This window comes from Pseudomonas sp. DR208 (assembly GCF_019823005.1).
GTDB lineage: Bacteria > Pseudomonadota > Gammaproteobacteria > Pseudomonadales > Pseudomonadaceae > Aquipseudomonas > Aquipseudomonas extremorientalis.
In genome coordinates this window covers 3,249,324-3,261,935 of the sequence record NZ_CP081944.1, presented here as the reverse complement: position 1 = coordinate 3,261,935, position 12,612 = coordinate 3,249,324, and the positions used below count along the sequence as shown (strand labels likewise).

At 56.0% G+C, this 12,612-nt stretch carries 9 protein-coding genes and 3 pseudogenes; 8 read left to right on the top strand and 4 right to left on the bottom strand.

Annotated features, from left to right (window positions below):
• Nucleotides 1-8: 8 nt before the first annotated feature.
• Nucleotides 9-197, bottom strand: coding sequence for a DUF1656 domain-containing protein (locus tag K5K89_RS14830; protein WP_092243940.1), 189 nt, complete (start codon nt 195-197; stop codon nt 9-11).
• A 126-nt stretch (nt 198-323) separates the two neighbouring features.
• Here K5K89_RS14830 and K5K89_RS14825 point away from each other — a divergent pair, with 126 nt between their 5' ends.
• Together K5K89_RS14825 and K5K89_RS14820 are read left to right on the top strand one after the other, a co-directional pair.
• Nucleotides 324-1,136, top strand: a complete 813-nt coding sequence (locus K5K89_RS14825; protein WP_222539629.1) for a helix-turn-helix domain-containing protein — start codon at nt 324-326, stop codon at nt 1,134-1,136.
• A 132-nt stretch (nt 1,137-1,268) separates the two neighbouring features.
• Nucleotides 1,269-2,606: an MFS transporter gene (locus tag K5K89_RS14820; protein ID WP_222539628.1), complete on the top strand. Its 1,338-nt coding sequence runs from the start codon at nt 1,269-1,271 to the stop codon at nt 2,604-2,606.
• A 123-nt stretch (nt 2,607-2,729) separates the two neighbouring features.
• Here the strand turns inward: K5K89_RS14820 and K5K89_RS14815 are convergent, their stop codons facing one another.
• Entirely contained in the window at nt 2,730-3,896 is a 1,167-nt protein-coding gene (locus tag K5K89_RS14815; protein ID WP_222539627.1) for an MFS transporter, read from the bottom strand.
• Nucleotides 3,897-3,990: 94 nt separating this feature from the next.
• Between K5K89_RS14815 and K5K89_RS14810 the strand changes: the two genes are divergently transcribed.
• Nucleotides 3,991-4,884, top strand: a complete 894-nt coding sequence (locus tag K5K89_RS14810; RefSeq protein WP_222539626.1) for a LysR family transcriptional regulator — start codon at nt 3,991-3,993, stop codon at nt 4,882-4,884.
• Here the strand turns inward: K5K89_RS14810 and K5K89_RS14805 are convergent.
• Entirely contained in the window at nt 4,879-5,652 is a 774-nt protein-coding gene (locus K5K89_RS14805; RefSeq protein WP_261400635.1) for an NAD(P)-binding domain-containing protein, read from the bottom strand. The two genes, K5K89_RS14810 and K5K89_RS14805, sit on opposite strands and share 6 nt — an antisense overlap.
• Before the next feature lie 116 nt (nt 5,653-5,768).
• On the opposite strand from K5K89_RS14805, the gene K5K89_RS14800 reads away from it, so the two are divergent.
• The 5 genes and pseudogenes from K5K89_RS14800 to K5K89_RS28990 all read left to right on the top strand — a co-directional run.
• The gene (locus K5K89_RS14800) at nt 5,769-6,125 is read left to right on the top strand and encodes a VOC family protein (protein ID WP_222539625.1); all 357 of its coding nucleotides are present in this window, start codon (nt 5,769-5,771) and stop codon (nt 6,123-6,125) included.
• 243 nt (nt 6,126-6,368) lie between these two features.
• Nucleotides 6,369-6,923 (top strand): adenylate kinase, encoded by a 555-nt coding sequence (locus tag K5K89_RS14795; RefSeq protein WP_222539624.1) that lies wholly within the window; start codon nt 6,369-6,371, stop codon nt 6,921-6,923.
• A gap of 108 nt (nt 6,924-7,031) precedes the next feature.
• Nucleotides 7,032-7,217: pseudogene (locus tag K5K89_RS14790) on the top strand (LysE family translocator); the annotation flags it as partial.
• Between the two features lie 324 nt (nt 7,218-7,541).
• Nucleotides 7,542-8,324 (top strand): annotated as a pseudogene (locus K5K89_RS28995) (MCP four helix bundle domain-containing protein); the annotation flags it as partial.
• A gap of 162 nt (nt 8,325-8,486) precedes the next feature.
• Nucleotides 8,487-9,179 (top strand): annotated as a pseudogene (locus tag K5K89_RS28990) (methyl-accepting chemotaxis protein); the annotation flags it as partial.
• A 304-nt stretch (nt 9,180-9,483) separates the two neighbouring features.
• On the opposite strand, the gene K5K89_RS14780 reads toward K5K89_RS28990, so the two are convergent.
• Nucleotides 9,484-12,381 carry a DEAD/DEAH box helicase gene (locus K5K89_RS14780; RefSeq protein ID WP_222539622.1) on the bottom strand — a complete coding sequence of 966 codons (2,898 nt, stop codon included), beginning with the start codon at nt 12,379-12,381 and terminating at the stop codon, nt 9,484-9,486.
• Nucleotides 12,382-12,612 lie beyond the last annotated feature (231 nt).

Below are 12,612 nucleotides of genomic sequence, written 5' to 3'. Positions count from 1 at the left end.
CGCCGCCCTCACAGCTTCAGCACGAGGGTCGAGAGGACAATGAGCGAGACAAAAAACCGCGCCAGGCTGGGGTGCCAGGTCCGGTCCAGCCAAGTGCGCACGACCCGCTCCAGCACACCGTAGACCAATGCCGCCGCTCCCACGTACAGCAGGAACGGCGGCAGGTAGAGGTTGGCAATCGTGATTTCGCTCAGCATGGTTCAAGTCTCGTAACGGCCTTCAGGGTGAGGCCCTTGGTGAGCATGGTAGGGCGTGCCAGAAACGGCCGATATTGAGTATGCTGCCAGCCTATAATCAATTTCGGACAGTCGACGGGGGATTTAATGAACGAGACAACCCTGTACACGGTGGATCAATTCGAACTCGACGACCTGGGTCAACCCGCCGTGGCGGTGATGCTGGGCGCACAGCGCAACGATGCAGAATACGCGGTGCACACCCATCGCAAAGGCCAGTTGGTGGTGGCCTATCACGGCGGCATCGTGTGTACGGTGGAGGATGGTGTATGGATGGTGCCTACAGGATTCGGCGTGTGGATTCCGGCGGGTATCGCTCACAGCAACCGCATTACCGCCAACGGCAAAGTCGGTTTTCTGTTCATAGAGCCCAATGCGGCTGCGTTGCCACAAACCTGCTGCACGCTGGTGCTGTCGTCACTGATTCTCGAACTGATCCTGCACCTGAGCACCCTCGACCAGGACTATCCGGATCCGAGCGCGAGCGCACGCCTGGCCCGCGTGCTGCTTGAACAACTGGAGCAGGCCCCTTCGGAGCGACTGTACCTGCCCCTGCCCGCTTCGGCGCAGCTGCGCGTCATCGCCCGTCGTCTGGCCGAGGCTCCGGATAACCGCTGCACCATGGCGCAATGGGCGCAGCAGGTGGCGATGAGTGAGCGTTCCCTGGCGCGCCTGGTCAAGCGCGAAACCGGGCTGACCTTTGGCCAATGGCGCAAGCAATGGCAAATCATCGTGGCCTTGCAGAACCTGGCCGAGGGCGAGTCGGTGCAGCGTACCGCCGAGGCGCTGGGGTACGAGTCCGTCAGCTCGTTTATCAGCATGTTTCGCAAGACGCTGGGGTCGTCGCCAGCACGCTACATCCGCAGTACCCGACCGACGACGCCTGGCGCCATTGCCTGACCTGGCCCAATTCCTGCGTGCCTCCCCCCACCCCGTCGCTACTGACTACGCGGACGACTCTTTTGGGCCCCGCCGCCCAAGCACCTGCACCGATAATCGGTCATCCCCCCAGCTATCCCGAGGCCTTCCCCCATGACGAGCCCCTCCACCGAACAGGTCAGCCCGCAACCCCTGCGCAAGGTCATCATCGCCGCCGGCATCGGTAATTTCGTCGAGTGGTTTGACTTCGCCGTCTATGGCTTCCTCGCCACCACCATCGCCCAGCAATTCTTCCCCAGCGGCGACGCCAGCGCGGCGCTGCTCAAGACCTTCGCCGTGTTTGCCGTGGCCTTCGCCTTCCGGCCCTTGGGCGGTATTTTTTTCGGCATGCTCGGCGACCGCATCGGCCGCAAGCGCACCCTGGCCATGACCATCCTGTTGATGGCCGCTGCCACCACGTTGATCGGCCTGCTGCCCACCTACGCCGCCATCGGCGTCACGGCGCCGATTCTGTTGTCGCTGATCCGCTGTGCCCAGGGCTTCTCCGCCGGCGGTGAATACGCCGGTGCCTGTGCTTATCTGATGGAGCACGCGCCGAGTGACAAACGCGCCTGGTATGGCAGCTTCGTGCCGGTGTCGACGTTTTCCGCTTTCGCCGCCGCCGCCGTGGTGGCCTATGCCCTTGAGGCGTCATTGTCCACCGAAGCCATGGGCAGTTGGGGCTGGCGCCTGCCGTTCCTGATCGCCGCGCCTCTCGGCCTGGTGGGCCTTTACCTGCGCTGGAAGCTGGACGAGACGCCTGCCTTCCAGGCCGTGAAGGAAGAGCACGCCGTCGCCCACTCCCCGCTCAAGGAAACCTTGCGCAACCATGGTGCGGCAATCTGCTGCCTGGGCGCTTTTGTGTCACTGACGGCGTTGTCGTTTTATATGTTCACCACCTACTTCGCGACGTACCTGCAAGTAGCGGGCGGGCTGAACCGGGCGATGGCGTTACTGGTGTCGCTGATCGCGTTGATTTTCGCGGCGGCGATCTGCCCGCTGGCGGGGCTGTATTCGGACCGGGTCGGGCGGCGCGTCACGGTGATGACTGCCTGTGTGTTGTTGATCGTGGTGGTGTATCCGTCGTTCCTGATGGCCAGCTCCGGTTCGTTTGCGGCGTCGATTGTCGGCGTGATGTTGTTGGCGGTTGGGGCGGTGCTGTGCGGCGTGGTCACGGCGGCCTTGCTCTCGGAGACCTTCCCGACCCGTACGCGCTATACCGCTTCGGCGATCACCTACAACATGGCGTACACGATCTTCGGCGGCACCGCGCCGCTGGTGGCGACATGGTTGATCAGCACCACGGGCAGCAACCTGTCACCGGCGTTTTACCTGATTGCCGTGGCGTTGCTGGCACTGGCCGGTGGGTTGGCGTTGCCGGAGACGTCGCGGATGTCCTTGCACGACGTGGGTGGTGAGCAAACAAGCACCGCACCTTTGCTTTCACGGTAAACAGCAGGAGGATGAACGCCACTGGACGCAGGTAGGATCAGTTCGACACCTGCCTGCTGCCGCATCCAGACCATCAACAGCGTTTTCTGCAGGCGCCGCAGTGAACCCTTTGGTGCGCATCTGCTAAACCGCCGCAGCCATGCGCGCTCTAGAACCCCAGGCGAACATCACGACCATCAGCAACCCCATGCCCGCCATCGCCGCGCCGGCCAGGGAAATCGCCGGGTAGCCCAGCCCTGCGTTGATCACTGCTCCCCCCACCGCTGCACCAATCGCGTTGCCGAAGTTGAAGGCGCCGATGTTCACGGCCGAGGCCAGGTTCGGCGCATCTTTGGCCGCTTCCATCACACGCATCTGCAACGGCGGCACAACGGCGAAGCTGGCGATACCCCAGATGAGGATGCTCACCGCTGCCGGTATCGGCCAACGCATCAGGAATGCAAAGGCCAGCAGGACCAGAATCAGTGCGCTCAGCGAGACGATCAGGGTCCGGTCGATCGAGCGATCTGCCGCCTTGCCACCCCATACATTGCCCAGGGTCAACCCGACGCCGAACAGCACCAGCATGGCCGTGATAAAGGGGGTAGACGCATGGGTCTCGTTGCTCAGGATCGGCGCGATGTAGGTAAACACGGTGAACATAGCACCGGAACCCACCACGGTCAGGGCCAGAGCCGCCAGTACCGAACCACGCCCCAGCACCTTGATTTCGGCCAGCACACCGTCGCTTTTCGGCAGCGGCAGGTCAGGCAGCGCGAACCACAGCGCGACCATGGTCACCAGGCCCAGTCCGCCAATGCCCCAGAACGCCGTACGCCAGCCAAGCAGTTCACCCAACCAGGTCGCCAGTGGCACGCCACCAATGGTCGCCAGGGTCAGGCCCATAAACATCGCGGCGACTGCTCCGGCGCGCTTGTCCGGCGCGACCACACTGGCCGCGACGATGGAACCGACACCAAAAAACGCGCCGTGGTTGAGCGAAGTGATGACGCGGGCAATCAACAGATCGTAATAGCCGGTTGCAAGCGCCGACATCACGTTACCCAGGGTGAAAATGGCCATAAGCCCGACCAGCAAGTGACGACGGGGAATCTTGCCAGTGGTCAAGATCATCAGTGGCGCACCGAACAATACCCCCAGGGCGTAGGCGCTGACCAACAGCCCCGCAGTGGGAATCGAAACGCCCAGGTCATTGGCGATGGTGGGCAACATGCCCATGGGCGCGAACTCAGTGACGCCAATGCCAAAGGCACCGACAGCAAGGGCTACAAGGGGTGGATTGATACGCATGGAAGACTCCTCATTTATGCCGCAAATGCTACGATCAACGCTTTGACGGCACTAGACCGTTTAATTGGCAATCACCTTTGCGCGCGAGGCAAAAATGGATTTCAACGGCAGATCGGGTGAGATGACGGTATTCGCAATGGTGGCGCAGGAAGGCAGCCTGTCGGCAGCAGCGCGGGCATTACGATTGACGCCCTCGGCCGTCAGCCGCGTCATCGCACGCACAGAACAACGCCTGGGCACCCGCCTGTTGATTCGCACGACCCGCGCCCTCGCCTTCACAGCCGAAGGCGAGGCGTACCTTCGCGGCGCCCGGCGCATCCTGGCCGACATGGCGGAAGTCGAAGAAGCCATCGCCGACCAGGGCGCGCCCAAAGGCCGGCTGCGGGTCAGTGCGGCCCTGGGCCACGGCCGCATGGCCATCGTGCCGTTGGTGGCGGCGTTCAGCGCCCGCTACCCAAACATTGTGGTGGACCTGACCTTGGGCGACGAAGTGGTCGACATCCTCGGCGGCCAGGCTGACGTGGCGATCCGCTTTGGCGACCTGCCAGACAGCCCGCTGACCGCGCGGCGCATCGGCGACACCGGCCAGGTCCTGGTGGCGTCGCCGGAGTACCTTGCGCAACACGGCACGCCTCTGGAACCCAACGACTTGCTGCGCCACAACTGCCTGCGCTTCAACTTCCGCCGCGCCCAATCCGACTGGCCCTTCGCCCGTGACGGCAGGGAGTTTTCCCTGAAGATAAACGGCAATATCGAATGCAGCAGTGGCGAAGCCCTCGCTCAACTGGCGCGATTAGGCGCCGGTATCGCACGCATCGGCGAGTTCACGGTTGCACAAGACCTGCAACGCGGTCACCTGGTGCCCCTGCTGGAATCCTGGAACCCCGGCGACCGGGAGCCGATCCACGTGGTGTTTGTCGGCGGTGCGAGCATGCCAGCGCGGATCCGCGTGTTTGTGGACTTTTTGCTGGAGCATCACCGGCTATAAACGTGCAGGCTTGTGCAGCCGCTCAAGCACCTCGTCAGCCGCCTCGCGCCATGCCTGCGTCGCGCCATTGTTTCTCAACACCTCCAACCCGGCCGCCGTAAAGGTGCCCGGTGTGGCAATGGCGCTACCCAATGCTGCCAGACTCGCGGATGGCTGGTGGCGGGCGCTGGCCAGACAGTCTTGCAGGTTGCCCATCACCAGTTGGGCGGCCTGGTCCTTGGACAGGCCTTTGTCGGTAAACCACTGCTGAAGATCACTCAGGAAGAAATAGAACCAGCCGCTCATGCAGGCCGCGACAGTGGCCAGTTCGAACGCCTCTTCCTCGTCCAATACAACCAATGAACCGAGCGCGCCCAGCAGCGTTGCATGGGGTTCGCCACCGGGCGTGACCACCACGGTCGCCTGGTTGATCTGCGCGGCATAGGACAGCATGGCGCGCACCACACGCGCTTGCGGGAACCGGCGTTGAAGCTCGGTCAGCTTCAATCCCGCCACCAGCGACACCAGCGTTTGCTCAGGTCTGAGCTGCACTTCATTCGAAAGCTGATCGACCACCTCCGGGCGCACGCCCAGGACCAACAAGTCCGCCCCATCGACAACCTGTTGATTGTCAGCCATCACCTCACAGTCCCACTGTTCAGCGAGTTGCTGCGCACGTTGGTGGTTACGCGGGGACAGCAGCACCCGCCCGCCAAACTCGCTGCGCCGCAGGCCGATCACCACCTTTTCCGTCAGCTCACCGACGCCCAGGATTCCAATCTTCAGCACGCTGTCCGCTCCGATTAATTCTGTAGTCGAGTGCATCATAGGCACGATTGCTGTCTTCATGCAGGCAGGCGTTCACGCTACACTCGCCGCTCTTAACATCGGCCAGGAAGGCAAACATGAGCACTCAAGGGAAAGACCGGCAAATCGACAACATCGAATTCAACGTCAGCGATATTGCCCGCAGCAAAGCCTTCTACGGCGGCGCGTTCGGCTGGACGTTTGTCGATTACGGCCCCACCTACACGGAGTTCAGCGACGGGCGCCTGACAGGCGGGTTCACCACGGGGGAGTCGGTTCGGCCGGGTGGGCCTCTGGTCATTTTGTACGCCGATGACCTCGATGCCACGCAGCAGCGACTCAAAGCCCTAGGGGCTGTCATCACCCGCGAGACATTTTCGTTCCCTGGTGGACGCAGGTTCCACTTCACCGATCCGGATGGCTATGAACTGGCGGTGTGGAACGCTGATCAATAGGTCTCGACCCGACGCTTAGGCGAAGGCATCAATCGCTCTCCCTCACGCCCCACCTTCACAGGCCCTTTATTGCAGGGCTCGCCATGGGCGGTTCGCAAATGTCCTGCCTTCCCGCGCCTGTCACACTCATTCCCGAGCCCGGTAAAGACTATGCAATGGAACTTCAGAGGGTCAAAATCAGCACGTTCAAGGCCGGTTGCGTGATTGCCGTTCGCCAACCCGGCTTGTATTCATGGAGGAAAAATGCGGATCTACATCACAGGTGCATCTTGCGCGGGCGTCACCACGCTGGGTCGCAACCTCGCGATACGGCTCGGTATACGACACGTCGACGTCGATGATTTTTACTGGATGCCCACAAACCCTCCATTCACCACCAAGCGACCTCCCGGCGACCGCGTGTCCCTGATGCAACAAGCACTCGGTGACGACGACTGGGTGCTGACCGGTTCGTGCATGATCTGGGGCGATGCGTTGATCGCCGATGCTGACTTGATTGTGTTTGTGGTCACACCCACGCCCGTTCGCCTCGAACGGTTGGCGGCCCGCGAAAAGGCCCGCTTTGGCGATCGGATCACACCCGGTGGTGATATGCATGCGATACACGCGGCCTTCCGGGAATGGGCTTCGCAATACGACGCCCCGAATTTCTCAGGGCGCAACCGGGCGTGGCACGAATCATGGCTGTCACAGCAGACGGTACCGGTCTTACAGATTAACGGGATGCGCAGTGCTGAACAGATGGCCGCTGAAGTCGCTCAGGCGGTGTCGCAAATGCCGAAACAGCTCAAAACATGAACGGCTGAGACTGTCCAACGACTTCCACTCCCCTTATCCTCACACCTCCCCGCACCCGCGAACCCGGAGCCGCCATGGACCTCGCCACCCTCGCCCTATTCCTCCCCGGCGGTGGTGCTGCAGACGTCGGAGCTGTTGTTCTACGGAATCAAGATTCTGGGAGCGGCGTAACTGTTTTACCTGGCGTTGCAGTTGTGGCGCGCGAATCCCGAGGCTGAGGCGCAGGCGAGTACGGCCAAGGTCGGTTTGTGGGCATTGGCACGGCAGGAATTTTTAGTGGCGGCGGGCAAGCCAGGCGATGCTCAATATAAACTTGTATGACAGACTGCTTTCGCCCCTTTACGGTCGTTGAAGTAGGCAATCGCCTGGCTTACATTCGCTTAAAACCCGGGTTAAATTATTTAAACCCTATCATTTATGCATGCGCTATCGACTCGATAGAAATTCTATTGTGTTATCTCGTTCAGCTGTTGATTACTATCAAAAAACCAGGCTCCGCCTTAAAAAAGGTCATTTATCAGGACAATAAAATAAAAATTATAGTTATGGGTTTTTCTTCCGACACAGTACTCGCACCAAGCCTGATTGGATAACCAATTAATAATTTTCGAGAGTCTTATGGACGCATTACGTAGAACCAAGCTTTCCTCGCGACTGATTTCTGCTTTTTTAGTGTGCGCAATGATCACCTTAGGAGTGGGATTCTTAGGCTATTCAGGTATCACTAAGCAAAAAGAAGCAATAGAAGGCATTGTAAGCAATAATTTAATTTCTGTTTATAATACAGCTAATGCCCGCGCAAGTGTTTTTTCGTACTCCAGATCTTTACACGCTGCTCTACTCTACAAGTACGCAAAAGAAGATCTTAAATTTGACACTGCTGTTCAATCCATGTCTGAAAACGAGAAAGAGGCTGACCGACTTTTCAAGGAGTACCGACAGACTCCTCTCGCTGATGACGAGCGTGCGGCAGGTGATCAGTTCGAAAAGAACTGGCCAGCCTATTTGCAGGATGCACGCACAGTAATCCAATTAGCTAAGGCAGGTGATATTGATGGCGCTACCAAGATTTTCCAGGAGAAAGTCTCGCCGGCATTCAAGGGAGTAAGTGATAATCTTCAAGTTATTGTTGCTTCCAACTATCGCCAAAGCGGTGAGGTAGCAGATGCAGCAAAGGCCGAGACAAAGAGTGCTTACTGGATATTGGGTATAGGTGTAATAATTGCTTTCCTAGCAGCCATCGCTTTGGGACTGATTATCACACGTTCAATCACTCTTCCTCTATCCATCGCGTTGCGAAGCGCTGAGGAAGTGGCTGATGGTGACCTTTCTAAACACATTGTAATCAGTGGACGAGATGAAGTCGGTGTACTGCTGAGCGCACTCGATAAAATGCAGAATAACCTACGAACTACGGTAAGCGAAATTGGCAGCGCTGCTGACCAATTGGCCTCTGCATCTGAAGAGCTAAACGCGGTTACTGAAGAAAGCTCACGCGGCCTGACGCGGCAGAATGATGAGATTCAGCAAGCTGCGACGGCGGTGAACGAAATGACTGCAGCCGTGGATGAAGTAGCCAGAAATGCGGCGGGTGCCTCTGAAGCCTCGGAGCAAGCCAGCCGCAATGCTGTAGAAGGTCGTGATCAGGTACGCAGAGCTGTTAATTCAGTTGGATTGATGGCGGATGAGATTTCAAATTCAACTGCCAAAGTTGAGGTGCTTGCCACCCGCATCAACGAGATCACTAAAGTTCTTGATGTGATCAGAGCCATTGCCGAGCAGACTAACCTCTTGGCCTTGAACGCAGCCATCGAAGCGGCCAGGGCGGGTGAGCAAGGGCGTGGGTTCGCTGTTGTAGCGGATGAGGTGCGCGCTCTTGCCCATAGGACCCAAGCATCGACGGCGGACATTGAATCGATGATGCAACAGGTGCGCTCTGGAGCTGATGAAGCCGTCTTCGCGATGAATAAAAGTAAAGAGCTGGCAGCCGATACGCGGGCGCAGTCCGTGGAGGCTGGCCAGGCTCTTGAACGAATCACCGAGGGTGTTTCAACCATCAGTGAAAGGAACCTCGTGATCGCAAGTGCCGCTGAAGAACAGGCTCAGGTTGCACGTGAGGTTGATCGTAATCTGATAAACATTCAGGACCTTTCAACACAAACAGCGGCCGGAGCACATCAAACCAATGCTTCAAGCTACGAATTGTCGCGCTTGGCCACATCCTTTGGCGTGTTGATTAGTCGATTTAAAGTTTGAGTAATGAACGGTCCTTTCTGTTCCGCTCATACTCGTCTCGGATAAGCCCCACTAACCAGCAAATTGCTGCCTGTCGTAAAGGGCCGGTAGCGGTTGCTTGCATACGTCCGCTTATGGCCGAAAGCGGCCGCTCAGGAACGACTGCTTTCGGCCATAAGCAGTCAGTCGGAAATGTCCACGAAACCATGGGCAACTCATCACAATTTTGAACGTCATCAAGATCGCCCAAGCACTAAAGATAAAGCCTTCAGCCCTACTAGAAATAGCAGGGCTATAGGTCTCACAAATTTCTCCTAGAAACTAATCAATTGTACAAACGAAATGGTAGGTCTTCAGCGACGGCTTGACCAGGTGTGCAGAGCCACTGCCACACTTGTTGTTGTGTTAGGCTTCCCTCGCACAATCGCAATAGAGCTTCACCCAAATCCCCGCTTTCAACTACGCTTAACCGGCCACAGGATGCAATTTGTTGTGGCACACTCGGATCTACTCCGGGATGGCAAAGAGTCACGCAAAAACAATCTCTAAAGCTATGTATTTCGGAGGCCGCTAAAACCTCTACCGCTTTATTGTAATCGACAAGCTTATCTCCCTCTTTCGATTTTAGCTCGACTACAACCGAAGGCGAATCGAAGAATTTGACTAGATAGTCGGGCGCGCCAGTTTTTGTCTTGTCATCTAATTTCTCAAACGCTACACCTAGCTGAACAAGCACCTGTTCGAACGCCACCTCAAACGCATCACCTTTTGCCTCGTAGTAGTTTTCAATTAGAACCTTGCTGTCGCATCTGCTAGCTCGTTTTAGATGCCTAACAGACATTCGCTTCCGCTGGTCAACTTTCCAATCTCGACAAGCGTCTCGTACCCAATTTGCTTTAGCTTGCGCATTAGGCTTGGATTTTAGAAAAGCTAAAACTCTTGCTGAATTCGCCTCAGGACTGCCAAGCATAAGCAATTGCGGCGATGTGACTCCATGGTGCTTCAAGAGCAACATTTCATGCCTATAAAGCTTTAAAGCACTACCCGCCGCAGATACCCCTGTCATCCAGAGAATATCGTCCGGCAATCCCTCTTGGACTCTGTATGCCAATCTTCGAATGTAGCGCGTCAGCTTAGATATAGCGCGCAGCAAAGTATCATCCAATCTTAATTGGGGCGGACGAAGAACTGGCGGCACGCGCTTATCGGCGGCGGACATAGCTATCCCAGCTAAGCCCTGCAGGACCCAGGATAGGTTTCTGTTCATTTCTTTGACAGCGCCAGCACTCAGAGATTTAACTTCACGCTCAATTGCCCTAATCTCAACACCGCTAGTCCATTTCTGGCACAACCATGCCGCATTAGTAGGTACTGGATCAACTTGCCAAATTGATTCCATTAGGTCATCTGCGAGGTGCTGCGCATCATAAATAGGATCTTTCAACTGATAAGGCAGGAACCGAGTAGGTTTAACTCCATTTCTCGGACGAAACTCAGGGCTGGATAAGCATGCGGAAAAGATAAGCATCTCTAGCCTGGACTTGAGATCCGCCGATTCAAGATGCCCAATGAGCTCTGCCAAATAAAGTGATTTCTTAGACAGAAAGTTGATTAAAAACACCCCAGTTTCAGGTAGCAAGCCACTGAACCCGACCGCTCGCCCCACTGGCGTAGGGCTTAGGTCCCCACCAGATGTTTCAACGACGAAGCCAGCATCAATCAATCCGGCCAGAGCAACACCGACTTTACTCGGCCACGTCATAAATGCAGTTAAGTTATTATCTTCTTCCCTTAATGCACTGAACGTTGTGCAAACAAGCTCTTCAAGCTCGGCTCTGTTGTTGCACAAACCTGAGGATATCAGTTGCAGTGAAAGCTGACCGAACCTACCAGGCACAATTCGCGCTTTGATTTCAGGAAGCTGCTCTATTGATAGATAATTTGTAGCTAGTGCGCGTTGCGGCCCGGTACCAAAATATATTACACGCCCTTCTGCATGTTCAAACCCCATACGCCCGACCCGCCCGGACATGTTGTGGAACTCTGCGCTATCTATTGCGACATACTGCCTTTGCTGGCCGTCCCAACGTTCCCAATTAGCAAATACTGCTGCCCCTAGAGGAAAATTCACGCCTGCTGCTAAAGTGCTAGTAGCAAATACAACATCCAGCTTATTTTCCGACAAATAACGTTCCACTACTCCTCGTTCTTCGTCAGTCAAATCCGCATTATGACTTGCAACTCGAAGATCCAGTATCTTCGCTAGCATCGTGTTAGCTGAAGTTTCAGGCAAGGTATCAAACTCTAACGACATCTGTCCTTGCTTACCCTTGTGGTACGAAGCTACAAAAGCCTCAGCAAGATCATAAGTATCTTGCTTTTTCATGCAAAAAACTATGATTGGAAGCGGGGGATTTTCTTGCTTAAGCAGATATGTTAAAGCTGAAATCGTTTCCGCTTTGACTCCAGCAGGCAGTCGCTTGTCCGATTCCATCACATCAGGTTTCGCACTGCTTACCGAATAAATCTGATCGCCAATCCAGCATTCATACCGTAAATGTTTCTCGCGCTTTTGCTCGAAAATAAGCTGAACCCGCAGCCAGTTCGCTAAGTCTTGGGCGTCCTTGCTTTTTAAAACTGCTGACAATCCTACAAACTGTTTCCAACCCGCGTTCCGCATAAGTGTTAAAAGGACTTCAACATTTTGCCCGCGGTTTTCGTCTCCCATCAGCTGAATTTCATCGCACACGACAATCGTATTTTGCATGCTTTTCGGCACCCCAGATGCCGACAGTAGCGCTAAATATTTTTCATATGTAGCAATTACCAGAGGAGCACTTAGAGGAGCCGCAGAATACTGTCCCGTGGCATCTTCGACGTAGTCTCCCGTGGCAATAACTATGGAAGCACCATCGCTCTCCAAATATCTGTCCAACAACAACGTTTTGAAGTCTTCAAATTTCTGCTTGGCCAGTGCGCGATGGGTCACCAAATAAACTGTTTTATTCCCAGCGAGCAGTCCTTCAGCAATAGCCCAGAGCCCAATTTGAGTCTTTCCTGTGGAGGTTGGGGAAACCACCAGCATGCTTTGTCCATGCGCCACGCCAGACTCCAACGCGAGGTACTGAACATCAGTGAGGGAGATCGCCCCCTCGGATCGGTAAACCAACCCATCGGCCACAGATGCGGACAGACCGTGTTCTACTGGAAAGGTATCCCTCATGCCTAGCAACTCCTGTCATGCGTTTGGGTGCAAGCGCCCAGAGCGATCTGGGCGCCGAGTGTCCGAATCCGGCAGAAGCATACGTAGCATTAAATGGCCATATTGACCATCCTACTAAGCGTCAGAGCGGCAATCTGGGAAAAACAGGGCGGTGAAATGCATAGCCATACAATCTGTAACTACATAATTTTTAATAGAATTGCACATGGATCATGTAGTGGAATTGCTTTT

What these genes read in the sequence shown, in the direction of transcription:
- K5K89_RS14830 (WP_092243940.1), bottom strand. Translation starts at nt 197, where the DNA reads ATGCTGAGCGAAATCACGATTGCCAACCTCTACCTGCCGCCGTTCCTG.
- K5K89_RS14825 (WP_222539629.1), top strand. Translation starts at nt 324, where the DNA reads ATGAACGAGACAACCCTGTACACGGTGGATCAATTCGAACTCGACGAC.
- K5K89_RS14820 (WP_222539628.1), top strand. Translation starts at nt 1,269, where the DNA reads ATGACGAGCCCCTCCACCGAACAGGTCAGCCCGCAACCCCTGCGCAAG.
- K5K89_RS14815 (WP_222539627.1), bottom strand. Translation starts at nt 3,896, where the DNA reads ATGCGTATCAATCCACCCCTTGTAGCCCTTGCTGTCGGTGCCTTTGGC.
- K5K89_RS14810 (WP_222539626.1), top strand. Translation starts at nt 3,991, where the DNA reads ATGGATTTCAACGGCAGATCGGGTGAGATGACGGTATTCGCAATGGTG.
- K5K89_RS14800 (WP_222539625.1), top strand. Translation starts at nt 5,769, where the DNA reads ATGAGCACTCAAGGGAAAGACCGGCAAATCGACAACATCGAATTCAAC.
- K5K89_RS14795 (WP_222539624.1), top strand. Translation starts at nt 6,369, where the DNA reads ATGCGGATCTACATCACAGGTGCATCTTGCGCGGGCGTCACCACGCTG.
- K5K89_RS14780 (WP_222539622.1), bottom strand. Translation starts at nt 12,381, where the DNA reads ATGAGGGATACCTTTCCAGTAGAACACGGTCTGTCCGCATCTGTGGCC.